Source organism: Synechococcus sp. WH 5701 (assembly GCF_000153045.1).
In the GTDB taxonomy this organism is placed as follows: domain Bacteria; phylum Cyanobacteriota; class Cyanobacteriia; order PCC-6307; family Cyanobiaceae; genus Regnicoccus_A; species Regnicoccus_A antarcticus.
Window position 1 is genome coordinate 926691 of record NZ_CH724159.1, and the last position, 24930, is coordinate 951620.

Annotated in this window: 26 protein-coding genes; 11 read left to right on the forward strand and 15 right to left on the reverse strand. The window is 64.8% G+C overall.

Going from position 1 to position 24930, the window contains the following annotated elements:
* Positions 1-2: 2 nt before the first annotated feature.
* The 6 genes from folE to WH5701_RS05665 all read right to left on the reverse strand — a co-directional run bounded on the left by folE (position 3) and on the right by WH5701_RS05665 (position 5283).
* A complete protein-coding gene (gene folE, locus WH5701_RS05640) occupies positions 3-746 on the reverse strand; it encodes a GTP cyclohydrolase I (protein WP_037979660.1) in 744 nt (247 codons plus the stop codon).
* A 7-nt stretch (positions 747-753) separates the two neighbouring features.
* Positions 754-1464 (reverse strand): SDR family oxidoreductase, encoded by a 711-nt coding sequence (locus tag WH5701_RS05645; RefSeq protein WP_037979664.1) that lies wholly within the window; start codon positions 1462-1464, stop codon positions 754-756.
* A gap of 24 nt (positions 1465-1488) precedes the next feature.
* Entirely contained in the window at positions 1489-2478 is a 990-nt protein-coding gene (locus WH5701_RS05650) for an acetyl-CoA carboxylase carboxyltransferase subunit alpha (protein WP_006171082.1), read from the reverse strand.
* 77 nt (positions 2479-2555) lie between these two features.
* Complete coding sequence (locus tag WH5701_RS05655; RefSeq protein WP_006171083.1) at positions 2556-3602, reverse strand: long-chain acyl-[acyl-carrier-protein] reductase; 1047 nt, start codon at positions 3600-3602, stop codon at positions 2556-2558.
* Positions 3603-3668: 66 nt separating this feature from the next.
* Complete coding sequence (locus WH5701_RS05660; protein WP_037980450.1) at positions 3669-4373, reverse strand: aldehyde oxygenase (deformylating); 705 nt, start codon at positions 4371-4373, stop codon at positions 3669-3671.
* Positions 4374-4488: 115 nt separating this feature from the next.
* Positions 4489-5283 carry a creatininase family protein gene (locus tag WH5701_RS05665; RefSeq protein ID WP_006171085.1) on the reverse strand — a complete coding sequence of 265 codons (795 nt, stop codon included), beginning with the start codon at positions 5281-5283 and terminating at the stop codon, positions 4489-4491.
* 52 nt (positions 5284-5335) lie between these two features.
* Between WH5701_RS05665 and WH5701_RS05670 the strand changes: the two genes are divergently transcribed.
* Genes WH5701_RS05670 through pgeF form a run of 3 tightly spaced genes read left to right on the forward strand, consistent with a single transcriptional unit; the run spans position 5336 to position 8346 of the window.
* Positions 5336-6625, forward strand: coding sequence for a S1 RNA-binding domain-containing protein (locus WH5701_RS05670; RefSeq protein WP_037979667.1), 1290 nt, complete (start codon positions 5336-5338; stop codon positions 6623-6625).
* Positions 6622-7521, forward strand: coding sequence for a Tab2/Atab2 family RNA-binding protein (locus WH5701_RS05675; RefSeq protein WP_006171087.1), 900 nt, complete (start codon positions 6622-6624; stop codon positions 7519-7521). Before WH5701_RS05670 ends, WH5701_RS05675 begins: the two co-directional genes overlap by 4 nt.
* A 12-nt stretch (positions 7522-7533) precedes the next feature.
* On the forward strand, positions 7534-8346 hold the full coding sequence (gene pgeF, locus WH5701_RS05680) for a peptidoglycan editing factor PgeF (protein WP_006171088.1): 813 nt from the start codon (positions 7534-7536) through the stop codon (positions 8344-8346).
* Here the strand turns inward: pgeF and WH5701_RS05685 are convergent.
* On the reverse strand, positions 8306-9982 hold the full coding sequence (locus tag WH5701_RS05685) for an NAD(P)/FAD-dependent oxidoreductase (protein WP_006171089.1): 1677 nt from the start codon (positions 9980-9982) through the stop codon (positions 8306-8308). The genes pgeF and WH5701_RS05685 overlap by 41 nt on opposite strands.
* Before the next feature lie 122 nt (positions 9983-10104).
* Here WH5701_RS05685 and WH5701_RS18585 point away from each other — a divergent pair, with 122 nt between their 5' ends.
* Complete coding sequence (locus tag WH5701_RS18585; RefSeq protein ID WP_006171090.1) at positions 10105-10239, forward strand: hypothetical protein; 135 nt, start codon at positions 10105-10107, stop codon at positions 10237-10239.
* A gap of 36 nt (positions 10240-10275) precedes the next feature.
* Positions 10276-11016, forward strand: coding sequence for an MBL fold metallo-hydrolase (locus tag WH5701_RS05690; RefSeq protein ID WP_037979670.1), 741 nt, complete (start codon positions 10276-10278; stop codon positions 11014-11016).
* 37 nt (positions 11017-11053) lie between these two features.
* On the opposite strand, the gene WH5701_RS05695 is transcribed toward WH5701_RS05690, so the two are convergent.
* Positions 11054-11893 (reverse strand): Npun_R2479 family HD domain-containing metalloprotein, encoded by an 840-nt coding sequence (locus WH5701_RS05695; protein ID WP_037979673.1) that lies wholly within the window; start codon positions 11891-11893, stop codon positions 11054-11056.
* 129 nt (positions 11894-12022) lie between these two features.
* On the opposite strand from WH5701_RS05695, the gene gorA reads away from it, so the two are divergent.
* The gene (gorA, locus tag WH5701_RS05700) at positions 12023-13441 is read left to right on the forward strand and encodes a glutathione-disulfide reductase (protein ID WP_232201849.1); all 1419 of its coding nucleotides are present in this window, start codon (positions 12023-12025) and stop codon (positions 13439-13441) included.
* 116 nt (positions 13442-13557) lie between these two features.
* Positions 13558-14391 (forward strand): response regulator transcription factor, encoded by an 834-nt coding sequence (locus tag WH5701_RS05705; RefSeq protein WP_006171094.1) that lies wholly within the window; start codon positions 13558-13560, stop codon positions 14389-14391.
* 314 nt (positions 14392-14705) lie between these two features.
* Here the strand turns inward: WH5701_RS05705 and WH5701_RS05710 are convergent, their stop codons facing one another.
* Complete coding sequence (locus tag WH5701_RS05710) at positions 14706-15284, reverse strand: ferritin (protein WP_006171095.1); 579 nt, start codon at positions 15282-15284, stop codon at positions 14706-14708.
* 170 nt (positions 15285-15454) lie between these two features.
* On the opposite strand from WH5701_RS05710, the gene WH5701_RS05715 reads away from it, so the two are divergent.
* The gene (locus WH5701_RS05715) at positions 15455-15727 is read left to right on the forward strand and encodes a hypothetical protein (protein ID WP_156776568.1); all 273 of its coding nucleotides are present in this window, start codon (positions 15455-15457) and stop codon (positions 15725-15727) included.
* A gap of 132 nt (positions 15728-15859) precedes the next feature.
* The gene (locus tag WH5701_RS05720) at positions 15860-17161 is read left to right on the forward strand and encodes an FAD/NAD(P)-binding oxidoreductase (RefSeq protein WP_006171097.1); all 1302 of its coding nucleotides are present in this window, start codon (positions 15860-15862) and stop codon (positions 17159-17161) included.
* On the opposite strand, the gene WH5701_RS05725 is transcribed toward WH5701_RS05720, so the two are convergent.
* Positions 17103-17996 (reverse strand): lysophospholipid acyltransferase family protein, encoded by an 894-nt coding sequence (locus tag WH5701_RS05725; protein WP_006171098.1) that lies wholly within the window; start codon positions 17994-17996, stop codon positions 17103-17105. The two genes, WH5701_RS05720 and WH5701_RS05725, sit on opposite strands and share 59 nt — an antisense overlap.
* A 159-nt stretch (positions 17997-18155) precedes the next feature.
* On the opposite strand from WH5701_RS05725, the gene WH5701_RS05730 reads away from it, so the two are divergent.
* Positions 18156-18650 (forward strand): hypothetical protein, encoded by a 495-nt coding sequence (locus WH5701_RS05730; protein ID WP_037979675.1) that lies wholly within the window; start codon positions 18156-18158, stop codon positions 18648-18650.
* Here the strand turns inward: WH5701_RS05730 and cysK are convergent.
* Positions 18584-19570, reverse strand: a complete 987-nt coding sequence (gene cysK, locus WH5701_RS05735; protein WP_006171100.1) for a cysteine synthase A — start codon at positions 19568-19570, stop codon at positions 18584-18586. The two genes, WH5701_RS05730 and cysK, sit on opposite strands and share 67 nt — an antisense overlap.
* Before the next feature lie 48 nt (positions 19571-19618).
* Entirely contained in the window at positions 19619-20701 is a 1083-nt protein-coding gene (locus tag WH5701_RS05740; RefSeq protein WP_006171101.1) for a calcium/sodium antiporter, read from the reverse strand.
* Positions 20702-20965: 264 nt separating this feature from the next.
* On the opposite strand from WH5701_RS05740, the gene WH5701_RS05745 reads away from it, so the two are divergent.
* Complete coding sequence (locus tag WH5701_RS05745; RefSeq protein ID WP_006171102.1) at positions 20966-22648, forward strand: SulP family inorganic anion transporter; 1683 nt, start codon at positions 20966-20968, stop codon at positions 22646-22648.
* On the opposite strand, the gene WH5701_RS17570 is transcribed toward WH5701_RS05745, so the two are convergent.
* The 3 genes from WH5701_RS17570 to WH5701_RS05755 all read right to left on the reverse strand — a co-directional run bounded on the left by WH5701_RS17570 (position 22539) and on the right by WH5701_RS05755 (position 24927).
* Entirely contained in the window at positions 22539-23147 is a 609-nt protein-coding gene (locus WH5701_RS17570) for a Crp/Fnr family transcriptional regulator (protein ID WP_006171103.1), read from the reverse strand. The genes WH5701_RS05745 and WH5701_RS17570 overlap by 110 nt on opposite strands.
* A 376-nt stretch (positions 23148-23523) precedes the next feature.
* Complete coding sequence (locus tag WH5701_RS18000) at positions 23524-23673, reverse strand: hypothetical protein (protein WP_006171104.1); 150 nt, start codon at positions 23671-23673, stop codon at positions 23524-23526.
* Between the two features lie 75 nt (positions 23674-23748).
* Positions 23749-24927: a GTP-binding protein gene (locus WH5701_RS05755; RefSeq protein ID WP_006171105.1), complete on the reverse strand. Its 1179-nt coding sequence runs from the start codon at positions 24925-24927 to the stop codon at positions 23749-23751.
* Positions 24928-24930 lie beyond the last annotated feature (3 nt).

Consider the following 24930-nt stretch of genomic DNA (forward strand, 5'->3'; position numbering starts at 1 on the left):
GATCAGGTGCTGAGCAGCGCCTGCTGCTGCTTCACCAGTTCGAAGAATTCATGCTTGAGGCTGGGGTCGTGGCGGAAATCGCCCCGCACCACTGAATTCACCATGCTGGTCTGAGGTTCTTTGACCCCACGCCACTTCATGCAGTAGTGCTGCGCTTTGACCAGGATCGCCAGGCCCTGCGGCTTGCACAAACGCTCGATCTCATCAGCGAGGATCATCACAGCTTCCTCCTGGATGTGCGGGCGTGAGAAGACCCAATCCGCCACTCTTGCGAACTTGGAGAGCCCAATCACCCGATCACCGGGCTTGATCCCGATCCAGCAGTTGCCCAGGATTGGCACCAGGTGATGGGAACAGGCCGAACGGATACTGATCGGTCCCACCGTGTAGATCTCATCGAGCTGCTTGACGTTGGGGAAGCTGGCGATCTTGGGTTGTTTATGGTAACGACCCTTAAATACCTCGTGAAGATACATCCGAGCTACGCGCTCGGCGGTTTCCTCTGTGTTGTGATCGTTGTCGATGTCGATGACGAGGCTGCGCAGCATCTCTCGCACTTTCCCTGCCACCTCGATCTCCAGCTGGTCGAGTTCTCCCTCGAGCAGGTGATCAGCAACGTTGTCGTTGGCAAAGTAGGGGACACCAGCCTGCATCAGGCGCTCGCGAATGCGCGCACTGACAGGACCTGGGGCCGCGTCGGGTGTGATCGACCTGGAGCGAGGGGTGGAGGGGATGGTGGATGTCATGAAAGACTCAGAAAGCGCCAGAGGCGGGCATGAGGGTCAGGTCCTCCACCACCTGGGACGGAGGCTGCTGGGCAAGGAACAGCAAGGCTTCCGCGGCTTGATCGACATCAAGCATGGCACGGCGATCGAAGGAGCTGTGGACGGTTTCCGTCACCCAAAGGGGGGTGTCGACCGCGCCGAGGGTGAGGGTGGAGACGCGAATGCCATGGCTGCGTTCCTCGGCTGCAAGACAGCGGCTGAAAGACTCCAGCGCCGCTTTGGTGGTGCAGTAAGCACCCCATTCCGGGAATGCATTCCTGGCGGCATGGCTGCTCACGTTGATGATCAGGCTTGATGCCTGTTGGCGTAATCCAGGCAGGACCGCCTGACAGACCTGGAAAACACTGGTGAGGTTGAGTTGAAGCAACCATTGCCATGAGCTCAGTTCCATGGTAGCGAGCTCGCCGGTGTAAGCGGCCCCGGCATTGTTGATCACCACCGTGGGCTGAAGTCCGCGGCCCAGCAGATCGCTCAGGTGGCCTGGAAGGCTCTGGGGATCTGTGAGATCCGCGACCACCCATTCAACTCGCCTTCCGGTGGTCCGCAGGGGAGAAGCGACAGTCTCGAGATCACTGCCGGAGCGCGCCAAGAGAAGAAGATCCCAGCCAGCAGCCGCGAAACGGCTGGCAGCGGCGGCTCCAATGCCCCTGGAGGCACCGGTGATCAATACAGAAGTCAAGAGGATCGCGTCTCGATGCGAATGTTAAGGGTTTGCAACAGATTCTGTGGCCTCTGGATCCAGGATCCGCCCCATCCGCCGGAACTTGGCATAACGCTGCTCCAGCAGGTCGGCCTCGCTGAGCTGGCCCAGGTCCTGAAGCTGCTGCACCAGGGCGGAGCGCAGGGTCTCGGCCGCCTGGAGCGGGGCCCAATGGTTCCCACCGGAGGGTTCACTCAGCACCGTGTCGATCACCCCCAGCTGCAGCAGATCATTGGCAGTGATGCGCAAGGCGGCGGCGGCAGCCGGGGCCTTGGCCGCATCCCGCCAGAGGATTGAGGCGCAGGCCTCTGGACTGGCCACGGTGTAGACGCTGTGCTCGAACATCAGCAGGCGGTCGGCGACACCGATTCCGAGGGCACCGCCGGAGCCCCCTTCACCGATCACCGTGGCGATCACCGGTACCCGGAGGCGGAACATCTCGCGCAGGTTCACGGCGATCGCTTCACCTTGCCCCTGCTCTTCGGCGAGCACGCCGGCATAGGCGCCAGGCGTGTCGATGAAGCTGAGGATCGGCAGACGGAAGCGATCGGCATGCTCCATCAGGCGCAGAGCCTTGCGGTAACCACCCGGGGAGGCCATTCCAAAATTCCGGGCCACGTTTTCCTTGGTGTCGCGGCCTTTCTGGTGGCCGATCAGGACGACCCCCTGGTCACCGATACGGCCGACACCGCCCACCAGGGCCTGGTCATCGGAGCCGCGGCGATCTCCGTGCAGCTCGAACCATTCATCGGTGATCACCTGGATGTAATCCAGGGTGCTCGGCCTTTGGGGGTGGCGGGCCACCTGGATCTTCTGAGCGGGGCTCAGAGACTGAAAAATCTCTTCTCTCCGGCGGGCCGCCAGGGTTTCCAGTTGCAGCAGCTGCTGACTGACATCGACCTCCGAATCTCTGGCCAGCTGGCGGATCTGATCGATCTGATCCTCCAGTTCCACCAGGGGTTTTTCGAAATCGAGCAATGGGCGGCGGGCCATGGTGTGGGAGCGGGATGGCTCTGGGTGGGATCAGTGCTGGAGTCGTGGAGATTGTCGCGGGATGCTGGGATGATCGATCAGACGGCCGCCAGCTGAGGCCGCGGAACCTGGTTGAGGCCGATTGAGCGGAAGCCGTGACGCAGGGAGGCAGCCCCGATCAGCTCCATGTTGGCCAGGGTGATGTTGTTGCGGCCCCAGCTGAAGTTGGTGTGCAGGCCCTCGAACTCCAGCAGCATGGCTTCAGCGAAACAGGCGAAGAGCTGGCGCCTGGGATTCTCCATCTCAGCCACCTGCATCATCTGCCAGCCGATGTCCTGCCAGAACTCGACGATGCCTCCCTTGATCACGTGGACGCCGGCACCAGTCACCTTGCTGTCGAGATTCTTGGGGTAGCCGCCATCGATCATCAGGCAGGGTGACTTGAGGCTGGCCGGATCGATGCTGAGGCCCTGGGGCAGGCTGGCCACCCAGACCACCACGTCGGCTTCAGGCAGCGCCTCCTCAAGGCTGAGAATGCGGCCGCTACCCAGTTCGGCCTGCAGATCGAGCAGGGGCTGGGGCTGGCGGGCCACCAGCAGCAGCTCACCAACCCCGGTGTTCTGGCTGAGCCAGCGGCAGACGGCACTGCCAATGTCGCCGGTGGCCCCAACCACGGCCACCTTGGCCCGGCTCAGGTCGATGCCGAGGGCCGGAGCATTGGTTTCCACCTGCTGGGCGATCACCCAGGCGGTGTGGGTGTTGCCGGTGGTGAACCGCTCCCACTCCAGAGCGGTGCTGCGGATCTGCTGATTCTTGAGCAGATTGAAATTTTCGAAGATGATCGAAGTGAACCCTCCCAGGGCGGTGATGTCGATCCCGCTCTTCTGGGCCAGCTCCATGGCGTTGAGCACTTTACGCCGGGCTGTCTTGAATCGGCTGAGCATTTCAGGCACGAACACCGAATCGATGTAGGCACCCTCGATGGTTTTGCCCGTCGGGCTGGTGATGCTGACATTTTCCACCAGCTGAGGTGGAGCCACGCACCAGAGGTCGAGGTCACCGTCGGCGTATTCGGGAAAGCCCAGCTCAAGGGCCTTGCTCCGAGCCTGCTCGAGGCTGGTTGAGTGACCAATCAGACCGAACATGCAGCTGTGGCGGGGCGGAATGGAGACGGCTGTGGCCGACGACACATCCTGCCATGCCTGCAGAGCTCAGCCCAGCAGCGCAGCGGTGGCCATCTTGGCGATCTCTCGTGTAGTGAAGCCAATGTCAGTAAGGGCCTCCTGGTACGAGGTCATGAAGTCAGCCATCAGGTCTTCCTGGTCCATGTGCAACACGGCGGCATCTCCAGCCACCTGCTCCAGCATCTTGCGCACCAGCGGCAGGTTGACCCGATTGGCTTGCTCCAGTTCCCCACGGGAGGACTCCAGGTTGGCCTTCAACCATTCCTGGCCGTAATTGAGATGGGTGTATTCATCCTTGACCACACCCTCAGTGATTTTGCGGGCAAAGGGATCAGCAACAGGAATGTAGATGTGGTAAGCCGAGATGGCGAAGGCTTCGATCAGGATGGCTTGAATCAGTAGACAGGTCACCACTTTCCCTTCGGCCAGGGCCGCCTGAAAGTTGCCATGCAAGGGTGAGAAGAACTCCTTGGCAAAGTCCATGTCGGCAATCACCGACAGATTTTTTGCGCAGGCTGTGAATCCCTTCTTGTGCTTGAGCTCCATGCGGGCCAGTCTCTCCAGTTCTTCTGCCTGATCGGGAATCAGGTGGCCGAGGGAGATGTAGTTGTCGTGAGCTTCCTGCTCGCCCTCGATGACGATCGCGTTGATCCGGCTGTAAGCGTCTTTGTAGGTGCTGCTGCTGAAATCAGGCAATCCAAGATCCTGCTCAACGCTGCCGCCAACAGCCATGCTGGCGGAGGCAGAGGCGGTTTCGCTTGCGGCGATGGTGGTCTCAAGGCTGGGCATGGCGTTGCCGGCGAAGTGATCAGTGCTGGCGACTGTAACCAGGCCTGCCGGAATTGGTTCAGGGGCGCGGCGGCCAGGGACTGGAGAGCAGATCCCCCAGAAGCGTGACCCAACCGTCCACCAGGGCTGTACAGAGAGCTTTCCCCAGAGCTGCGTCGGCGCCACGGGCATCACCGACCACCCCGCTGGCGGAGAGATCGGCGGTCAGCCAGGCGGTGGGGACGGCCCCCTCCAGGCTCCAGCCCGCTGGGGGCGCCGGATCAGGTTGACCCTCCCGGGGCCGCTGCGGCCCCACCAGTTCCGGAGCCAGATGCAGCATCAGGCTCGTTTCGGCCAGGGCCGCATGCAGTCCCTCGCTGCGTTCCGGCTCGGGCAACAGCGCCGCCACCCCTGGAGGACCGCTCCAGAGGAAGCAGGGCATCACCGCCAGGCGGGGATGGGCAGCCCGCAACTGCCGTGCCGCCACCTGCAGCAGGGCGATCTGGCCGCCGTGGGCGTTGAAGAGCACCAGGCGCTGGAACCCGGCCCGGGCCAGGTCGGCCCCCACGGCCATCACCACCTGGAGCAGAACCTCCGCCGGCAGGCTGAGGGTGCCGGGGAAAGCGCCGTGCTCGGGAGAAAAACCCAGCTGGAACAAGGGCAGCCGCCAGATCGGCAGCTCCGCGGGCAACCGCTCCAGCACAGCCTGCAGCACCCGTTCGGCAAAAATTGCATCGGTGCCCAGGGGCAGGTGCGGACCGTGCTGCTCCACGGCCCCGAACGGCCAGATGACCGTGCTGCCCGGCCGGGACGCGGCCTCCTGGGCCGCGATCCAGCTGAGCCCTTCGAGGGCGTGCTTGGCAGGTGCTCCCATCCGCTCCACGGGTTGATCCTTACAGTGTGCTGCTGTCAGATCACCCTGGGCCATGGCTGGATCGCAGCGTCCCGTTCCTCCTGCAGGCCCCCGCTCCAAGCCGGCGGCTCCGACCCGGGCGGAGCCACCGTTGCGCAAGCCCCCCCAACTGATGTATCTGAGCCGAAAGGAGGAGGAGGACCAGGATCAGCCGGCCCCCACCACTGATCAGGCCGGAGTCAGTGCGCCCGAGGGTGCCACTTCACCTGCAGCACCGCGGCCAGCCTCTCCTCCCCAGGCCAGAGGATCTGGCACCAGTGATGACGAGCGCTTCGAGACGGCCAGCCTTGAAGGCATGACCATGGCCGACCTGATGGGGGCCGCCGATGGCGCCTCCCGCCAGGGCCGCTCCAGCCGCTCCGCCGGCGGCGCCCCATCAGGGACGACCCCCTCCCGGCCAGCCCGCACCGTCGACGACTTCGACTTCGATGAGGACGCCTTCCTCGCCGCGCTCGATGAAAACGAGCCTGTGGGCGCCACCGGCGATGTGGTCACCGGCACGGTGATCAGCTCAGAGAGCGATGGGGTTTACATCGACATCGGCGGCAAGGCGCCGGGTTTCATGCCCAAGGCCGAAGCTGGCCTCGGTGTGATCGGCAACCTCAAGGAACGCTTCCCCAAGGGCCAGCCCGTGGAGGTGCTGGTCACCCGCGAGCAGAACGCCGATGGCATGGTCACGATCAGTGCCCGGGCCTTGGCCCTGCGCCAGAGCTGGGAGAAGGTGAAGCAGCTCGAGGCCGCCGGCAAGGTGGTGCAGGTGAAGGTGAGCGGTTTCAACCGCGGCGGCGTCACCTGCGACCTGGAGGGCCTGAGGGGATTCATTCCCCGCTCCCAGCTCCAGAACGGCGAGAACCACGAGCAGCTGGTGGGCACCTCCTTTGCTGTGGCTTTCCTGGAGGTCAATGCCGACACCCGCAAGCTGGTGCTCTCTGAGAAGCGGGCCGCCAGTGCTTCCCTGCTGGCGGAGCTGGAGGTCGGCCAGCTGGTCGATGGTCAGGTGGTGTCGGTCAAGCCCTATGGCTTCTTTGTGGATCTCGGCGGGGTGAGCGGTCTGCTGCACCAGTCGTCGATCACGGGCGTTCACCTGCGCGACATCCGTGAAGCCTTCAGCCAGGGGGAGCGGCTCAAGGCCCTGGTCACCCAGATCGATCCCTCGCGGGGACGGATCGCCCTCAACACCGCCCTGCTCGAGACCCAGCCCGGCGAGCTGCTCACGGCCAAGGACACGGTGATGGCCGAGGCTGAGGACCGGGCCAACCGGGCCCGCCTGCTGCTGCGTCAACAGGAGCAGGAGGCGGGATGAGTCAGGCCGCCCCAGCAGCCCCCGGCGCCCAGCTCTCCCTCGACTGGGAACTGGATTTCTTTTCCCGTCCGGTGCTCGATCCCGGCGGTAAGAAGCGCTGGGATCTGCTGATCACCGCCACCCCCGTCAGTGAGGGAAGCCAGCCCCGCTTTCGCTGGGTGAAGAACTGTCCCGCCAGCACGGTCAACTCGGTTTGGCTCCAGGGCGCCCTCAACGAAGCCCTGTCTGCGGCGGCGGATCAGGGCCTGGGAGCTCCGCGGCGGCTGCGCTGCTGGCGGGCCACGATGCGCACCATGGTTCAGCGGGCCGCCGAGGCCATCGGCCTTGAGGTCATCCCCAGCCGGCGCTGTTACGCCCTGGCCGAATGGCTGAGCGAACGGGAACGCGATGTCTACCCCGCCGAAGAGGGGTACATGGCCGGTCCCCTGGCACCGCCGCCTCAGCCGATGCGCTCCCTCCCCCTGCCCCTGCCGGAGGCGGCACGGGGCGATTCCTGGGACTGGGTCTCGTTGCCCCTCGGCGCTCTGCGCGAAGCCTCCGAGTGGGAGATCGGGTTCGAAGGCCTGTTTCCCCTTCCTGCGGATCTTCCCGACGACCTGATGGTGCCAGGCCTGCGCCTGTTCAGCCGCACCCGCTCTCTGGCGATCGCCGGCTGGATCGCCGGCCTCGAGCCTGCCCGTCTGGAGATGGAGGGCACCAGCCTGGTGCTCGAAGCGGGCCTGGAAGACCGCTGGCGGCTGGCGACGCTGGCCGAGCAAGAGGCGAGTGAGGTTGCTGAAGCCTTTGCGGCCGCGCGCGAGGCCGCCGCTGGTCTGCAGTTCATTGCTGTTCAGAGCGAGGCGCAATCCGAGCGCTTCGATGGCTTCTGGCTTCTGCGCGACATGCCCGATTGCTGAGGCCCCAGTCCCGTGGCAGAAGCCGTCGATCCGCCCTTCGATCGCCCTGATGGGGGCTTCAATGCCCTGGACGGCTGGACCTGGGTGGGCACCTATGGCGGCTATGTCCTCCAGTGCGACCTGCTGGGGGAGTTCGAGCACGGGTTCTTCACCCGCCAGTGGAGTGGGCGCGGTCCTCAGGAGCTGGCAGCCGCCATCAGTGCCGGAGTGTCTGTGCATCGCACCCGCCAGATCCACAGTTCCCGGGTGCTGGCCGCCAGCGGGGCGGCCGCTGATCCCTGGCCGGAGGGCGATGGTCTGGTCAGCGATGGCGGTGGCCAGTCGCTGTGGGTCTGCGGCGCCGACTGCACCCCGGTGCTGATCGCCGATCGGGCACGGGGTTCTGTGGCCGCGTGCCATGCCGGCTGGCGCGGGGTCGCCACCGGCATCCTGCCGGCGGCGATCGAAGTGTTGGAGCGCTCAGGCAGCCAGCGCACCGATCTGCTGGTGGCCCTGGGCCCTGCCGTGCGTGGTGAGGCCTATCAGGTGGAGCTGGATGTGGCCCTGCAGGTGGGTAATGCCTGTTGCACACCTGGTGACGACCCCGTGGGCAGCCTGGCTGCGGCCGGAGCCCTGGAGCCCGATGCTTCGCCCGGCTCCCCGGGGGATCGCTACCGCCTTGACATCCGCCTGGCCGCCCGTTCCCAGCTGCTCAACGCCGGTCTGGAGACTGAGCAGCTGAGCCTCTGCCCCCTGTGCACAGTGGCGGAGCCGCTCCTGTTTCACTCCTGGCGCCGCGACCAGGTCAAGGCGGTGCAGTGGAGCGGCATTGTTGCCCAGGCCTGAGCAGGCTGGAGGCCACCGCCTCCGCCACCCGGATGCCATCGATGCCGGCGGAGAGGATCCCACCGGCATAGCCGGCGCCCTCACCGGCTGGGTAGAGGCCGCGGGTGTTCAGGCTCTGAAGGTCAGGCCCCCTAGGAATCCGAACGGGCGAGGAGGTGCGTGTTTCCACCCCGGTGAGCAGGGCTTCGCCCATGGCGTAGCCGGGAATGCTGCGCTCGAAGGCCGGGATCGCTTCCCGCAGGGCGGCTACCGCGAACTCCGGCAGACAGGCGCTCAGATCGGCGGGGGTGGTTCCGGGGGCGTAGGAGGGCTGAATCGAGCCCGGTGGCCGGCTCCCCCCTCGGCCCGCCAGGAAATCATCGAGCCGCTGGATGGGGGCCCGGTAGGTGCCGCCGCCGAGCGCGAAGGCCTTCGCTTCCCAGTGGCGTTGGAAGGCCACTCCGGCGAGGGGGTCGCCATGGCCCCTGCCGTAGGGGAGCAGATCCTCCAGCTCCAGACCCACCACGATGCCGCTGTTGGCATTGCGCTCGTTGCGTGAGTGCTGGCTCATGCCGTTGGTGACCAGGTGGCCGGGCTCGGAGGCGGCCGCCACCACCAGCCCGCCGGGGCACATGCAGAAGCTGTAGACGCTGCGGCCATCGCCCAGGTGATGCACGAGCTTGTACTCCGCTGCCCCCAGCCGTGGGTGGCCGGCACAGGGCCCCCAGCGGGCCGCATCGATTAACGCCTGGGGATGCTCGAGGCGTACCCCGATCGAGAAGGGCTTGGGCTCCAGAAGCACCCCGTCGCGGTGGAGGCTTGCGAAGGTGTCGCGGGCGCTATGGCCCACCGCCAGCACCACATGGCGGGCCGTGAGGCAGGAGCCATCGGCGAGCTCAACGCCACAGACCCGTTGCCCCTCAGGGGCCGCTTCGATCTCGAGGCGCACGACCTCGCTGCGGAAGCGGATCTCCCCTCCGAGGGCTTCGATACGGCTGCGTAGTCCCCGTACCACCGTGGCCAGCTTGAAGGTGCCGATGTGGGGGTGGTGCAGCGTGAGGATCTCGGGGTTGGCCCCGCAGGCCACCAGCTCCTCCAGCACTTTTCGCCCCAGGTGGCGGGGGTCCCGCACCTGGCTGTAGAGCTTGCCGTCGGAGAAGGTGCCGGCCCCACCCTCGCCGAATTGCACGTTGGAATCGGGATCGAAGGACCTCTGGCCCCGCCAGAAGCCGAAGGTGTCGGCCGTGCGCTCCTTGATGGGCTTGCCCCGCTCCAGAAGCAGGGGCCGCAGCCCCATCTGGGCGAGCACGAGCGCGGCGAAATAGCCACAGGGCCCGGCCCCGATCACGATCGGGCGTTCAGGCCGTTGTGCCGCCCCAGGCTCCAGCTGAGCCACGAACCGATAGGTGGTGTCGGGGGCCGGCCGCAGATGGGGGTCCTTGCGCCAGCGCTGCAGCAGAGCCTTGGGATCGGCCACCTCCAGATCGAGGCTATAGCTGAAACGGATGGCGTCCTTGTTGCGGGCATCGACGCTGCGCCTGACCAGCTTGAGGCCCAGCAGACTGCGGGCCGTGAGCCCAAGTCGCTTCAGCACCGCCTGGCGCAGCTCGTCGTCGGTGTGGTCAAGGGGGAGCTTGAGTTCGCTCAGCCGAAGCACAATGCCTGCCTGGTCCCGGGTGGGAGTGTCGCTTGGCCTTGTATTCCAGCAGCCAGCCCCCACAGGCGCCTCAGGGCTGTCAGGCTGGGGTGACGAATCCGTTGTCTGAGAGACCGTCTTCCATGGGTCTTGCCCACTGCCCGCTCTGCGTTGGCCTGGCCATTGTCAGCCTGGTCCGGGGCGGCGCCATGGGGGTGCTGCTCTGGCGACTCTGCACCCGCGAAAGCCCACCACGACTGCTCCTCAACGCTGCCTAAGGTCGTGCTCAACAGCCGACTCTGAGCACTGGCGTCATGGCATTGCAGGTCACCTATTTCGGCGCCAACGGCTGGTTGCTTGATTTCGATGGCTACCGCGTCCTGCTTGATCCCTGGCTGACGGGTCCCCTGGAGTTTCCTCCCGGACCCTGGTTTTTCCGGGCCGAGCTCCAACAGCCCTGGCCGGTGCCCGAAGGGCTGGATCTGCTCCTGCTCACCCAGGGGCTTCCTGACCACTGCCATCCAGCGACCCTGGCGCTGCTGGATCCCAGCCTGGCGGTGGTGGGCTCGGCAGCTGCTGCCACCAAGGTCCGCCAACTGGGCTTTCAGGCGGTGAACAGCCTCTCTCCAGGCGAACGGTTGCATCACGGAGAACTGACGATCACGGCCAGCGCGGGCGCTCCTGTGCCCCAGGTGGAGAACGGTTACCTGCTGCAGCATCCCGCGGGCAGTCTCTACGTGGAACCCCACGGTTTCCTCTCGGCTGACCTCCCGTCCCAGCCGGTTGATGCGGTGATCACTCCGGTGCTTGATCTGGGCCTGCCCCTGGTTGGGGCCTTCGTCAGGGGGATGCAGGTGCTGCCCGAGCTGCTGGAACGCTTTCAGCCCAGGGTCGTGCTGGCCAGCACCAGCGGTGGCGAGGTGCGCTACGAGGGAGCCCTGACCCGCATCCTCTGGCAGAAGGGGAGCCTGGATGAGGCGGCCAGGGTGGTGACGGGCGGCTCTCGCCTGATTGATCCGGTGCCGGGGGTGAGCTACGACCTGATGGCGGCCTGAGGCGTTGTGGCTCCAGTTGGCTGGCTCCGAGGGCCGCTCATGGACTCTCCAGCAGGTCGTGCTCCACCATGAAGATGTTGCCATAGAGATTGGCAAGAATATCCTTGCCGGCCTGGGTCAGCTCCAGGTAGGGAATGGCATTTTTGATATAGGGGAAAACCTGGCCCCAGTAGAAGGTGGGATAGGCTTTGAGCAGCTGGCCGGGGTTTTCACAACCCAGGGCCTTGTTCACTCCCGTTTCCTCGAACTCCCAGAACAGGGCCGGAATCTTGTTGAGGTAGCGGGGATCGCTCAGCTGGCCGATCAGATCGGAGGCCCTCACCAAGCCTGGCATGTGGGTGGTGCACTGGTGATCGGTTGAAGCGGGCACCGGGAAGCGGGTGAGTTCGATGTTGCGTTTGATCGTGTCGGCATCGATCAGCCCATGACCCCCGAAGCGCTCTTCGATGAACAGCTTGCCGCGATCAATATGGTGTGGCGTCAGGGCGGCACAGGTCGCGCCTTCCTTGAGCCTCACTGATTCACCGTTGACACCAGTGGCATAGTGGCCATCTTTGTCGTCACGGCAGACTCCCTTGATGTAGCCGATGTCGTGGCAGAGGTGTGAAATCGTGAAATGCAGCCAGTCATCCGGAGTGATACCGCCCTCGCGCAGGTGCTTGCCGTAGAGAATGTTCTGGCCCACCAAGGTGACCAGGATCGTGTGCTCGACATCGTGGTAGAGGGCATCACCTGTGGCGATGTTCTCCAGGGCCATTGAAGCCGCCCAGGAGATGATCTCCTCGTAGTCACGCTTCAGCGTGCCGTAGGAGGATCGGTAGGTGGCGATCAGACGTTGCTGCACGTCGGCGATCATCAACCGTGTGGCGTTGAACATCGCGAATGGTGACGGACGTCCCGCCTGTATCTTCGCCCCAAGTTTGCCACCATCTGAGCGGCTGGGAGGACTGCGTGGCGACCGATCGATCATCCTGTCAGCAGTGCACCAGCTCTGACCGTGACCACCATCGCTGATCCAGCAACCAGCCCTGAAGCCATTTCTGTCGCTGATCACGACCGCTTCGACCTGGTGGTGATCGGGGCCGGATCCGGGGGCCTGGCTGCCGCCAAGCGCGCCGCCAGCCATGGGGCCAGGGTCGCCGTGATCGAGGGGCACCGGGTCGGGGGCACCTGTGTGATCCGGGGTTGCGTACCCAAAAAACTGCTGGTTTATGGATCGGCCTACCGGCATCTGCTGGCCGATGCGGCCAGCTACGGCTGGAGCGTGGGGCAGACCCACTGCGATACCTCCCAGCTGCTGGCGGCGGTGCGCGCCGAGGTGGATCGCCTCAATGGGCTGCACATCGGTTTCCTCGAGAGCGCCGGGGTGGAGCTGGTGAAGGGCTGGGGCCGTTTTCTCGATGCTCATCACATTGAAGTGGGTGTTGCCGAGGGCAAGGGCAGCTCAGATCGCAGCCGGCGCCTTCTGCGCGGCGAGCGCGTGCTGATCGCCGTGGGCGGTCGCCCGCACCGCCCCTCGTTTCCAGGGGCGGAGCTGGGCTGGGTGAGTGATGACATGTTTCTGCTCGAGCGTCTGCCCCAGCGGGTGCTGATCGTGGGGGGCGGCTTCATTGCCTGCGAATTCGCCTGCATCCTGCGCGGTCTGGGCGTGGAGGTGGATCAGTTCGTGCGCGGGGATCACCTGCTGCGGGGCTTCGACCGGGAACTGAGTGCGGCGGTGCATGAGGGCATGGAAGCCGATGGCATCACCATCCACATGGCCCAGACCCTGAGCGCCATCGCCGGAGAGCCCGGCGAGCTGATCGCCACCACCTGCCAGGGCCGCCAGGAGCGCTGTGGCGGCGTGCTTCTGGCCACGGGGCGCCAGCCCTACCTGGCCGGTCTCGATCTGGCAGCGGCAGGCGTGGGTGTGGATGGCGGCAGCATCACGGTGGATGCCGATCAACGCACCAACGTGCCCCACATTTTCGCGGTGGGGGATGTCACCGACCGCATCAACCTCACCCCGGTGGCGGTGGATGAAGGCCGTGCTTTCGCCGACAGCGTCTACGGCGGACAAGCCCGCCAGGTGAACCACGACCTGGTGGCCAGTGCCGTGTTCAGCCAACCAGAGCTGGCCTCGGTGGGACTGAGCGAGGAGCAGGCCCTGGCCCGCTTCGGTCCCGATGGGGTACGCCTCTACCGGGCCCGCTTTCGCTCCATGGCCCAGGCCCTGCCCAAGCGAGGCCCCCGCTGCCTGCTGAAGCTGGTGGTGGAGGTGGCCTCAGGCCGGGTGCTGGGCTGCCACATGGTGGGCGAACACGCCGCCGAGATCATTCAGATGGCGGCGATCGCGATCGGCATGGGGGCCACCAAGGCCGACTTCGATCGCACCATGGCCCTCCATCCCACCGTGGCGGAGGAGTTCGTGACGATGCCCCAGTGAATGAGCCGAGGTGGCCACGACCAGATGGGCAAGGGCTAGACGCTGTCAGCGGATGGAGACAGCGGCAAAATTGACTACGTTCTGGGAGCTGTCCAGATCACGCACACTCCGTTGTGATGCCCGCTCTCGTTCTGCTCATCGACCATGAACGGATCGGCCGTGATCGCCTGGCCACACAGCTGCTGGAGGCAGGCTTCCTGGTTGCGGAAGCCGAGGATGGTCACCGGGGCCAGGCCATGGCCCTACAGGTCAGTCCCCAGCTGATCGTGATGGATCTGTTGCTGCCGGGGATCGATGGCCTCACCGTTCTGCAGCGATTGCGGCGCGATCAGCGAACCAGCCGGACACCCATCCTGGTGCTGACGGGCCTGAGCAGCCTCGATGACAAGGTGCGGGGCTTTACGTCCGGCGCCGACGACTACCTGACCAAGCCTTACGCCCCTGAGGAATTGCTGGCCCGGGTCAAAACTCTGCTGCGCGGGCGTGCCACCACACCCCAGCTGGTGCGTGCTGCGGAAGTGCTCAGTTATGGCCCCCTCACGCTGGTACCGGAACGCTATGAAGCTCTCTGGCATGAGCTGCCGGTGCGCCTCACCCGCACGGAATTCGAACTTCTCCATTGCCTGCTGCAACGCCACGGCCAGGTGGTGCCCTGGGCGGTGCTCCTGCGTGAGATCTGGGGCTACGGGCCCGACAACAACGTGGAATGCATCCGCACCCATATCCGTCATCTGCGCGGGAAGCTGGAAATCGACCGCCACAGGCCGACCTTCATCAAAACGATCTACGGCACTGGCTACTGCCTGGATCTACCCCTGGATCCAGCCACCGGGCTTGCTGTCAGCAAAGGACGTCTTGGACTTGTGGGGGAGGCCCTCAATCCGGCAGGTTCCCTCAGCGCGGCACCCCCCCTGGGCTGGGACCGGAAAACCCGCCGTAAGGAGGCCTGAGTCACGCAGAAGGCCTGAGTAACATTAATCACACGATCTGGTCACCCCTGCACACAGGGACATGGCCGGTGACGCTTGGATGGTCTCAGGATTTTTCTCTCCCCCCGTAATCCTGTGAACGAGAGTTGCCCCTGGATCGATCCCTGCCTCGTGCGGGTGGCCTGCCCGGTGATGACCATGGCCAAGTCGAAAGGAAAGGGCTGTAAAGCCAAGAAGTGCTCCAACTGGAAAGGGGGCCGCTGCCGCTGCGGCCGCGACTGATCCTTCTCCGTCGTGTCCCTTGCTGATCGGCTGGGGACGTTTCTGCTAGGGCCTCAGGCGGCTGCGGGAGTCGCAGCGGCATTCAGGGATTGATCCAGGATCAAAAGAGCGCCGAAGTCGGTGCCGCAGTGCCGCACCTGAGCCAGCAAATGGGCCACTTCACTCTCGGCATCCACCTGGCTCTTGATCAACGGGTCAAGAAAGATGGAACTGCGGTAGTCGCCGCAGCGCTCCGCCAGGCTGTAAAGCTGTTGCAACGACGTGGTGACTTCAGCCTCCATCTCGAAGACAGACACCAGCACGTCTTCGACATTCGTCCACGTCTGCCTCGGCTGGGAAAGGGCGGAGAGCTCCACCGGCTGAGACCGTGCCACCAGGTAATCGACGAAGAGGCCGGCATGGGCCCGCTCGCCATCGGATTCAGCCCTGGCAAAGGCGGCAAACCCATTCAGTTCCCGCTGGGTGAACCACACGGCGAGTGAGAAATAGGTGTAGCTGGCCATCAACTCCATCTGCAGATGGTTGCAGAGACCTTGGTGTAACTCAGCTTCCATCTCCTGGGCCACTGGCCGCCGAGGCAGAAGCGGTACAGCATTCAGGCTGGTGGCGCTGGCCGGATTGCTGATCACCATGGGTCGAATCTCTTTGGCCTCAGCCTACAAAGGCACAAGAGTTTTCCGCCAAGGGCGCCAGCGGCCGCTCACCCGCCTCCAGCGCCGGCATCCAGACCCCGTAGGCTCAAGGGCATCAGGCCGTGATCCTGTTCGATCGCATGTCTGAGGACTGCCGCGCCCCTGTCAGCATGCCAACGGATCTTGCCTCCCTGACCCGCCAGTGCTGGTGCTTTGGGGTGCGTAGCCGCCAGGCCCTCCAGGCTCTGAGGAGTTGCTCCAACCCGCAGCTGCGGACCCGGCTGGAGCACGATCTGCTGCGTCTTCGGCTGCAGGCCAGCGCCATCGGCCGCCACGCCGAGTCGATGGCGAAGTCGCTGGATCCGCACCATTGGGAGGTTGCGCTGCTGCGTGAAGTGATGCGACGCAATCAGCGACATTTCGGTGTTTCCACGATCAGCTGATCCCTCTTTTTCGTCCCACTCCGTTCTCATCACGATCAGCAGAGGTGGTGTTCAGAGACCGTGGGAGGACGCCCACAGCCGTTGTCGAGGGACCCCGGCGGGCCCTAGACAGGAGAGGTGAGATCAGATGTCATGAGCCCATCCAGCCCGTCGCAGCACCACCAGATCCTGATCGTCGGCGGCGGAGCGGCTGGAATCACGGTGGCCAGCCAGTTGCTTCTGGCCAGGAGAGGCCTCGATGTGGCCATTCTTGAGCCCAGCAAGGATCACTACTACCAACCCGGCTGGACCCTGGTAGGCGGTGGGGTGATGACCCAGGAACAGACCCGGCGCGATGAGGCCGATCTGATTCCCGCTGGTTGCAGCTGGATCCGCGCCGCCGCCGCCAGCTTCGAGCCGGAGGCCAACCGGGTGATCACCACCGCCGGTGACGCCATCAGCTACGACGCCCTGGTGGTGGCCACCGGCCTGCAACTGCGCTGGGAACGGATCAAGGGGTTGGAAGGGGCACTCGGTCGCCAGGGGGTCACCAGCAACTACTCCCGGGAGCATCTTCCCTACACCTGGGAGACCATCAGCAACTTCCCAGGCGGCACCGCGATCTTCACCTTCCCGGACACCCCGATCAAGTGCGCCGGGGCTCCCCAGAAGATCATGTACATGGCCGACGACGTCTTCAAAGCCACCAGCGGGGTGGGGGTGAACACCAAGGTGGTGTTCGCCACCGCCGGGCCCGGCCTCTTCGGTGTCCCCGTCTATGCCCGGGTGCTCAAGAAGGTTGTAGAGGAACGGGGGATCCAGGTGCTGCTGCGCCACAACCTCAAGGAGATCAGAGCTGATGAGCAGCTGGCGGTCTTCGAGGTCAGCGACGCGGAGGGGCATCTCTCCAGCAAGGAGATCCCGTTCTCGATGATCCATGCGGTGCCGCCGATGTCGGCCCCCGATGTCATTGCCCAGAGCCCCCTGGCCACCAGCGCTCCCGGTGGCTGGGTGGAGGTCGACAAGTTCAGCACCCAGCACGTCCGCTACCCCAACGTCTTCTCGCTAGGGGATGCGTCGTCGCTGCCCACCTCCAAGACCGCCGGTGCGGTGCGGGGCGAGGCTCCGGTTCTGGTGGCCAATCTGTTGGCCCAGCTCGACGGCAAGCCCCTGCAGGCCCGCTACGACGGCTACAGCGTCTGCCCGCTGATCACCGGCTACAACAAGGTGGTGATGGCCGAGTTCGACTACGACCTTCAGCCCGTCAGCTCTTTCCAGATCGACCCCACCCGCGAGCGCTGGAGCATGTGGCTGATGAAGACCAAGGGCCTGCCCTGGATCTACTGGAACCGGATGCTCAAGGGTCAACCCCACGAGAGCCGCTACCTCAAGCCCCTCAAGCCCCTGGTTCAGGCTCTCGGGCTGGCCTACAAGGGCGAACCGGCCGCCCGCTGATGCCGCTCCTGCTGGTGCCCGCCAGCTCGTCGAGCTGCTCCTGCATCTCTGCCACCACCCGCGTGTAGCAGGACTGCACATAGGACCGATCGCGGCTGGCGGCATGGCCGCTGCGCTCGAACTGGATCGGCCGGCAGACGCGGGTGTGAATCTTCGCCGGCAGGGGCAGGTTGGGCAGGGGACCCACGGCCAGGCCCCAGGGCAGGCCGAGGTAGAGGGGAAACACCTCGGGGTCGATGCCGAACAGCCAGGGGAGGCCGCGCTCATGCCAGCGCTGCATCGGTTCGTAGCAGTCTTCGAGAACGATCAGGGTGTCGTGGCTGCCCCAGGAGATCAGCGGCACGATCGGCACGTTGTGCCGGAGCGCCAGCCGGATGAAGCCCGTGCGCCCCCTGAACTGGATGCTCTGACGCAGACGATGCGGCCGGAAGGCGTCTTGGCCGCCGCCGGGGAACACCAGCAGGCTGTCGCCCCGCTCGAGCACGGCCATGGCCCCCCGCGGGTAGTAGGGGATTGCCCCGGTTTGGGCCGCCAGTTGCGCCGCCCGGGGGAACACCTGCCAAACCTTGGGATGGGCCAGGCCGTAGACCCGCCGCTCGAAACCGATGCGCCGGAACCAGTCGAGCATCAGCATCGGCAGGTCGGGGCTGGCTAGACCGCCGTTATGGGATCCCACCAGCAGCATTTGGCCTTCGCCTGGAATCTGCTCCCAGCCGCTGGTGCTTACCTGAAAGTAGTGGCGGTAGAGCCACTCCCAGAGTGGCATCAGTCGCTGGATCACCCGTGGATCGCGCTCGGTGCCGGGGTCAGGGCCCGCGCTTGGACCTTCAGGCATGGAAGTGGGGTCTGAGCGCCCCCAGACCCTAGGGGCTGCGGGCGGTCGTGCCAGGACCATCCATGGCGTGGCCGCGCGTTCCTGGTCAGACTGACCTCAGAGCTGGCCAGAATGCCCTCAGGCCTGAGGCTCCTTCACCCTTCGGAGCCGTTGTTCGCCATGACAGGGTCCATTGATCGAGCCCTACGCCTGCGGGCCCTGTGGATGGCCTGGTTGCTGTGCATGCTCTTTCACGTGGATCTGGGCCTGATGCCCCTGTTTCACGGTCTGTCGCCGGAGATCGAAAGCCACGTGGCCATGGAGAAGCTGCCCTTGCTCTTCGGTGGGATGATGATTTACTTCCTGCTGCCGGTAGCGGCCGTGGTCCTGCTGGCCTACAGCGCCAGTGACCCTGAGCGTCCACAGCGCTGGCAAGGATGGCGGCGGCTGCATTTCTGGCTGAGCGTGGTATACACGGTCACCAATCTCCCCCACCTGGTGGCCGACATCCTGGTGCCCGACTCCCGGGCGGATCAGGTGGCCTTGATGGTGGTCCTGGTGCTGATCGGGCTGCTGATCAACTGGGAGAGCTGGTTCTGGTGGCGCGATCACCGCTCGACCGGAGCCAGACCGGCCGCATCGAACACCCCCTCAAACAGCACCGAGCTCAGATAGCGCTCCCCGGAGTCCGGCAGGACCACCACGATCGTCTTGCCGGCGAATTCCTCCTCGGCGGCCAGCCGCAGGGCGGCCACGGTGGCGGCCCCGCAGGAGATGCCAGCCAGGATGCCCTCTTCGCGCATCAGGCGTCTGGCCATGGCCACGGCCTCCTGGTCGCTGACCGCTTCGACCCGGTCCACCAGATCCAGATCGAGGTTCTCGGGGACGAAACCGGCACCGATCCCCTGGATCTTGTGGGGCCCGGGCTGGGGTGGCTCGCCTGCCCTGGCCTGGGCGATCACTGGGCTGTTCACAGGCTCCACCGCCACTGAGAGCAGCTTCTGGCCCCGGGTGGTCTTGAAATAACGGCTGACGCCGGTGATGGTGCCACCTGTGCCCACCCCCGCCACCAGCACATCCACCTGACCATCGGTGTCGTTCCAGATTTCCGGGCCGGTGGTGTCGTGGTGGATCTGGGGGTTGGCCGGGTTGGCGAACTGCTGCAGCAGCACGTAACGCTCGGGATCGGAGGCGGCGATCTCATGGGCCCGGCCCACCGCACCGGTCATGCCGAGTTTGCCCTCGGTGAGTACGAGCTTGGCGCCGTAGGCCGTGAGCAGCTTGCGCCGCTCCAGACTCATCGATTCCGGCATCGTCAGGGTGAGGGGGATCCCCCTGGATGCGGCCACAAAGGCCAGGGCGATGCCGGTGTTACCGCTGGTGGGCTCGATCAGCTCCTTGCCCGGACCGAGCCGGCCATCTTTCTCGGCCTGCCAGATCATCGCGGCGCCGATGCGGCACTTGACCGAATAAGCGGGATTGCGGCCCTCGATCTTGGCGAGAACGGTGGCGCGGCTGTCGCCGACCACCCGGTTCAGCTTCACCAGGGGCGTGCGGCCGATGCTCAGGCTGCTGTCAGCAAAAATCGACGCCATCAACGACACAGGAACTTCGGGCACCTTCGCACCCTCGGGCGGCGAAGATCAATTGCCCGCTCTGACCTGAACGGTGGTCTCTCGCCAGTGCCGCCAGACCTGTACCGCCAGCAGCAGCACCAGCACCGGAAGCACCACCACCAGGGTGAAGGAACGCAGGGGTGAGGCCAGCGGCGGAATGGTGAGGGGAAGAATCTGCTCCACCAGGTAGAGCCCGTAGAGGCCCACAAGCAGTACCCCCTCTCTCCGGGAAATCACCCCGCCCGTCCAGAAGATGGGAAGCAGGGCCAGGGTGGTGGCCACCATGATCGGCAGATCGCGTTGGATCATGGCCGGGTCGACATTCAGGCCGCGTGATCCTGAGATGAAGGCACAGCCACCAAGGATCACCAACTGGTTAAGCAGGTTGCTGCCCACCACGTTGCCGATGGCGAGATCAGCCTTGCCCTTCAGGGCCGCCATGATCGATGTGACCAGTTCAGGCATCGAGGTGCCGGCCGCCACGATCGTGAGGCCGATCAGGGTTTCACTCACCCCCAGGCTCAGGGCGATGGCGGTGGCCCCCTTCACCAGGATCTGCGAGCCCCAGACCAGCAGGGCAAGGCCGGCCGCCAACCGGATCAGGGCCGGTCCGTAGCCCCCTTCCGCGTCGGATGGATCGATCTCATCGCCACCGGATTCACCTTCCTCGCGGGCCGTGCGGGTTTCCCAGACGGTGTTGATCACCACGGCGGTGAGCAGGGCCAGGCCGGCCTGCCAGGTCACCCGGCCTGCGGAGGCCATGCCCCAGACGGCCATCGACACGGCCAGCAGCACCGGCACATCGCGGCGGATCAGGCGGCTGTGCACCCTCAGCGGCAGGATCACGGCGCTGATGCCCAGCACCACCAGCACATTGAAGATGTTGCTGCCCACCACGTTGCCCACCGCCAGGTCATCGGCTCCCCTGAGCGTGGAGATCAGGCTGACGAACAGTTCGGGGGCGCTGGTGCCCAGGGCCACCACGGTGAGACCGATCACCAGCTGGGGAACACCCAGCAGCAGGGCCAGAGCCACCGATCCCTGGACGAACAGTTCGCCTCCTCCGAAGAGCAGCAGGATGCCCACCACCACCTCAATCACACTCAGCACGGTGGGCTCTCCAGGGACACAGATTCTGCCTTGTGATTGCAACCGTGCCGAATCAGGCCCTGACTCCAGGGGTCGATGATCCTGGGCTCCAGGGGCCTGCCACCTCCACCGCATCAGACCAAGGTCCCTGGCGGTCAGCCTTGCCACGGGCTGGATTGATTGTCACAACCTGGGCCCATCAGCTGCCAGGTCCAGACCCGAGACGCGCCTCCCTCTTAGGTTCTCCCCATCAATTGCAGGGACCGTGTGGCTGTTGCCCGCCCCATGAGCTGGTTGAACCAGATCAGTTCACAACACATCAAAGGTGATGTCTTCGGCGGTCTCACGGCGGCGGTGGTGGCCCTGCCCATGGCCCTTGCCTTTGGCGTGGCCTCCGGTGCCGGGGCGGTTTCGGGCCTCTGGGGTGCGGTGCTGGTGGGTCTGTTCGCCGCTCTCTTCGGCGGCACTCCCACCCTGATCTCGGAGCCCACCGGTCCGATGACGGTGGTGATGACAGCGGTGATCGCCAGCCTGACGGCGAAGGCCGCCAGTCCTGAACAGGGCATGGCCATGGCCTTCACCGTGGTGATGATGGCGGGGGTCTTTCAGATCGTCTTCGGCTATCTGAAGCTGGGCCGCTACATCACGATGATGCCCTACACGGTGATCTCGGGCTTCATGTCCGGCATCGGTTTCATCCTGATCATTCTTCAGTTCGGGCCCTTCCTGGGACAGGCCATTCCCAAGGGCGGAGTGATGGGCACGCTCACGGCCCTGCCCCAGCTGATCGCCGCCGCTCGGCTGCCGGAGGTGATCCTGGCGGTGGTGACTGTGGCGATCATCTGGTTCACGCCCTCCCAGGTGAAGCGTTTTGCGCCTCCCCAGTTGGTGGCGCTGGTGATCGGCACCGTGCTCTCGCTCACCCTGCTCAATGGCGGCGAGGGCGCTGAGGTGGAGGGCATCCGCCGTATCGGCGAAATCCCCAGCGGATTCCCCCAGCTGGTGGTGCCCCACTTCGAGCCGGGTCTGTTCCAGCTGATGGTGGTCGATGCCCTGGTGCTGGGTCTTCTGGGTTGCATTGATGCCCTGCTCACCGCTGTGGTGGCCGACAGCATCACCCGCAGCGAACACAACTCCGACAAGGAACTGATCGGCCAGGGTCTGGGCAATATCGTCTCTGGTCTGTTCGGTGGCATCGCCGGTGCCGGCGCCACCATGGGCACGGTGGTGAACATTCAGGCGGGAGCACGCTCCGCCCTCTCCGGCATCACCCGCGCCCTGGTACTGATGGTGGTGATTCTGGGGGCCTCGGGCCTGGCGGCCTCGATCCCGATGGCGGTGCTGGCCGGCATTGCCCTCAAGGTGGGCATCGACATCATCGATTGGAGCTTCCTGCGCCGCGCCCACCACGTCTCGATCAAGGGGGCGGTGATCATGTACGGGGTGATCCTGCTCACCGTGCTGGTGGATCTGATCGCGGCGGTGGGGGTGGGAATCTTTGTGGCCAACATTCTCACGATCGAGAAGATGAGCACACTCGAGACCAAGTCGGTGAAGGCGATCAGCACCGCCGATGACGATCTCAATCTGCCGGAGAACGAGAAGGCTTTGCTGGATCAAGGCGGTGGCAGGGTGCTGCTGTTCCAGTTGATCGGTCCGATGATCTTTGGTCTGGCCAAGACTATCTCTCGAGAGCACAATGCCATTCAGGAGTGTGAGTCGATCGTCTTTGATCTCAGTGAGGTCTCGCACATGGGTGTGACAGCCTCGCTGGCCCTGGAGAATGCCGTCAAGGAAGCCCTGGAAAAGGAGCGCAATGTTTATGTGGTGGGGGCTGAAGGCAGCACCCTCAAGCGTCTCAGGAGTTTGAAGGTGTATAGCCTGCTGCCCCACGATCATGTGGAGATGAGCCGGGCGGAAGCCCTTGCCGATGCCGTGAATTCTCGGTCACAGATCGGCATGCTCTGAAGCCATCAGTGTCCGCCCGGTGAGGGAGCAGCAGATCTCCGTGGGCCATCGGAATGGCCTGAGCGAGGGACTTGAACTTATTCAGACTTTTGGTCACAGTCACACGGGTGAGGCCGGTGAGCTCAGCAATCACCTGATGGGTCAGGTTCATGTCCTCCAGCGAGAGACTGTGGCCGAGGCTGTTGACCCGCCCGAACTGGGCGGCCAGCCAGCGCAACATGGTCAGCAGGCGGTCATCGGCCTTGCGGATCCGGCTGATGCGCATGATCTCCATCGAGCGGCTGATCTGGCGCTTGAGCGCTTCATGCCGTTCCACGTCCGTTGGCGTATGGCCCTCAAGGGAGACATGGGAGATTGTGGTGGTTTCATTGCGGCATTCGAATGTGGCCTGGCTGCCGAGAATGAGATCTCCGGGCCCCCAGAGCATCAGCGTGATCAGCTCGGTGTCTTCATTCCAGGTGACCTGGCGGACATAGCCATCACTGATGCACCAGGCCATCCCAGCCGGTAGCACCGAGTTGGGCTTGAGTTGCAGCGATGGACAGGGTCCAGGCATGGGTGGAGGCATCTCTGGACATCAACACAGCAGGGGAAATCATCCGAAATCTGAACAAAGGGCGGGTTGGCAACGAACCGGCCTGGAAGGCTTCCTTCTGGTGTGGGGCAAACGTAGAGCCGTCCCAATCCCTTTGGGACCCCGCTTCAGACAGCATCGACAATTCCCCGGATCAGCCGCGTTAATCAGTCGAGCTCGGGCTGCTGGGCCGTCTGGGCTCAGACAGACCAGAGCCACCGATGGCCAAAGGCATCGGTGGCGTGGAGCTCTGGAATTGGTTGGGGCTGAAGAGCGCCGCGCCAACGCGGCGTTTCGGCTCTCAGCGCCGGCTCGATCGGCTGATGCGCACCGGCACCAGAACCGGTTGCATCATGCCGCCGCCACCGCTGTCGTCATCGGAGTCGGTGGTGAGCCAGAACGCCAGACCGAAGAGCGCGAGAACGCTGGAGACAAGCAGCAGTTCGGCCATCGGTCGGGCTCGTAGTTGGCACAACCTAGCCAGATTCCATGGCCTTGACGTGCCCGATGCTGCGGTCGGGCCGCCTCAGGCGAATCCCTTGCCCGCGTCCTTGGCCACACAGGCCTGGAGCTGGCGGCGCAGGCGCTGGTGGTCGAGATCCTTGCCGATCAGCACCAGCTGGTTCTTGCGCTCGCCAGTCCAGTCGCTGTCGTCGATGGAGAAGCGCTTGCCGGCCAGGTGAAAGACATGACGGCGTTCGCTCTCGTTGAACCAGAGGATGCCCTTGGCCCGGAACACCTCGGTGGGCAGCTGATTGTCGAGGAAGTTCTGGAACTTGCGCAGGGCGAAGGGCCCTTCGCTGGCGAAGGAGAGGGAGGTGAAGCCCTCAATGGCAAGGTGGTCGGCCGGATGCTCGGCGGAACCTGAGGAGTGATAGTGATCGTGATCGTGATCGTGGGAGTGGCTGTGGTCGTGCCCGTGGCTGTGCTCGTGATCGTGCCCGTCGTCGTGGGTGCAGTGGCCATGGTCGTGGTCACAGTCGCTGTGGTCGAGCTCAGGGGTGGCGTCGCCTGTGGCCACCACCCGATCGGATTCGAACAGACCCACGCTCAGCAGCAGCGGCAGGGCCACATCTCCTTTGACCGAGCGCAGGATGCGGGCGTCGGGCTTGAGGTTGCGCAGCAGGCTCTCCAGTTGCAGCAACTGGGGCTCCGGCACCAGATCACACTTGTTGAGCATCAGGATGTCGCCGTAGATCACCTGGGCCCGGCCCACCTCGCTCTCGAAGCTGCTGGCTTCGAAGTTTTCGGCATCAATCAGGGTGATGATCGAATCCAGGCGGGTGCTGTCGCGCAGCTCACTGCCCAGGAAGGTCATCGCCACCGGCAGGGGATCAGCCAGGCCCGTGGTTTCCACCACCAGATAATCCACGGGTTCGGGGCGCTCGAGGATCCGCTCCACTGCCTCCAGCAGCTCGCCGTTGATCGAGCAGCAGATGCAGCCATTGCTGAGCTCCACCATGTCTTCGCCGGTGGCGATGATCAGGTCATTGTCGATGCCGATTTCACCGAACTCATTGACCAGCACAGCGGTCTTCAGTCCGCTCTGGTTGCTGAGGATGTGGTTGAGCAGAGTGGTTTTGCCGGCACCGAGGAAGCCCGTGAGGATCGTCACCGGCAGGGAGGGGGCCGCCGGATCAATTCCGGCAACCAGGGGGGCTGCGGAGGGCTGACTCGAGCTGGCAGGGGTGGCGGTGGTGGTCATGGA

What these genes read in the sequence shown, in the direction of transcription:
- WH5701_RS05720 (WP_006171097.1), top strand. Translation starts at nt 15,860, where the DNA reads ATGAGCCCATCCAGCCCGTCGCAGCACCACCAGATCCTGATCGTCGGC.
- WH5701_RS05725 (WP_006171098.1), bottom strand. Translation starts at nt 17,996, where the DNA reads ATGCCTGAAGGTCCAAGCGCGGGCCCTGACCCCGGCACCGAGCGCGAT.
- folE (WP_037979660.1), bottom strand. Translation starts at nt 746, where the DNA reads ATGACATCCACCATCCCCTCCACCCCTCGCTCCAGGTCGATCACACCC.
- WH5701_RS05650 (WP_006171082.1), bottom strand. Translation starts at nt 2,478, where the DNA reads ATGGCCCGCCGCCCATTGCTCGATTTCGAAAAACCCCTGGTGGAACTG.
- WH5701_RS18585 (WP_006171090.1), top strand. Translation starts at nt 10,105, where the DNA reads ATGGGTCTTGCCCACTGCCCGCTCTGCGTTGGCCTGGCCATTGTCAGC.
- WH5701_RS05690 (WP_037979670.1), top strand. Translation starts at nt 10,276, where the DNA reads ATGGCATTGCAGGTCACCTATTTCGGCGCCAACGGCTGGTTGCTTGAT.
- WH5701_RS05755 (WP_006171105.1), bottom strand. Translation starts at nt 24,927, where the DNA reads ATGACCACCACCGCCACCCCTGCCAGCTCGAGTCAGCCCTCCGCAGCC.
- WH5701_RS17570 (WP_006171103.1), bottom strand. Translation starts at nt 23,147, where the DNA reads ATGGCCTGGTGCATCAGTGATGGCTATGTCCGCCAGGTCACCTGGAAT.
- WH5701_RS05715 (WP_156776568.1), top strand. Translation starts at nt 15,455, where the DNA reads ATGCCAACGGATCTTGCCTCCCTGACCCGCCAGTGCTGGTGCTTTGGG.
- WH5701_RS05660 (WP_037980450.1), bottom strand. Translation starts at nt 4,373, where the DNA reads ATGGCTGTTGGCGGCAGCGTTGAGCAGGATCTTGGATTGCCTGATTTC.
- WH5701_RS05665 (WP_006171085.1), bottom strand. Translation starts at nt 5,283, where the DNA reads ATGGGAGCACCTGCCAAGCACGCCCTCGAAGGGCTCAGCTGGATCGCG.
- WH5701_RS05710 (WP_006171095.1), bottom strand. Translation starts at nt 15,284, where the DNA reads ATGGTGATCAGCAATCCGGCCAGCGCCACCAGCCTGAATGCTGTACCG.
- WH5701_RS05695 (WP_037979673.1), bottom strand. Translation starts at nt 11,893, where the DNA reads ATGTTCAACGCCACACGGTTGATGATCGCCGACGTGCAGCAACGTCTG.
- WH5701_RS05675 (WP_006171087.1), top strand. Translation starts at nt 6,622, where the DNA reads ATGAGTCAGGCCGCCCCAGCAGCCCCCGGCGCCCAGCTCTCCCTCGAC.
- WH5701_RS05670 (WP_037979667.1), top strand. Translation starts at nt 5,336, where the DNA reads ATGGCTGGATCGCAGCGTCCCGTTCCTCCTGCAGGCCCCCGCTCCAAG.
- WH5701_RS05745 (WP_006171102.1), top strand. Translation starts at nt 20,966, where the DNA reads ATGAGCTGGTTGAACCAGATCAGTTCACAACACATCAAAGGTGATGTC.
- WH5701_RS05730 (WP_037979675.1), top strand. Translation starts at nt 18,156, where the DNA reads ATGACAGGGTCCATTGATCGAGCCCTACGCCTGCGGGCCCTGTGGATG.
- WH5701_RS05705 (WP_006171094.1), top strand. Translation starts at nt 13,558, where the DNA reads ATGCCCGCTCTCGTTCTGCTCATCGACCATGAACGGATCGGCCGTGAT.
- WH5701_RS05655 (WP_006171083.1), bottom strand. Translation starts at nt 3,602, where the DNA reads ATGTTCGGTCTGATTGGTCACTCAACCAGCCTCGAGCAGGCTCGGAGC.
- cysK (WP_006171100.1), bottom strand. Translation starts at nt 19,570, where the DNA reads ATGGCGTCGATTTTTGCTGACAGCAGCCTGAGCATCGGCCGCACGCCC.
- WH5701_RS18000 (WP_006171104.1), bottom strand. Translation starts at nt 23,673, where the DNA reads ATGGCCGAACTGCTGCTTGTCTCCAGCGTTCTCGCGCTCTTCGGTCTG.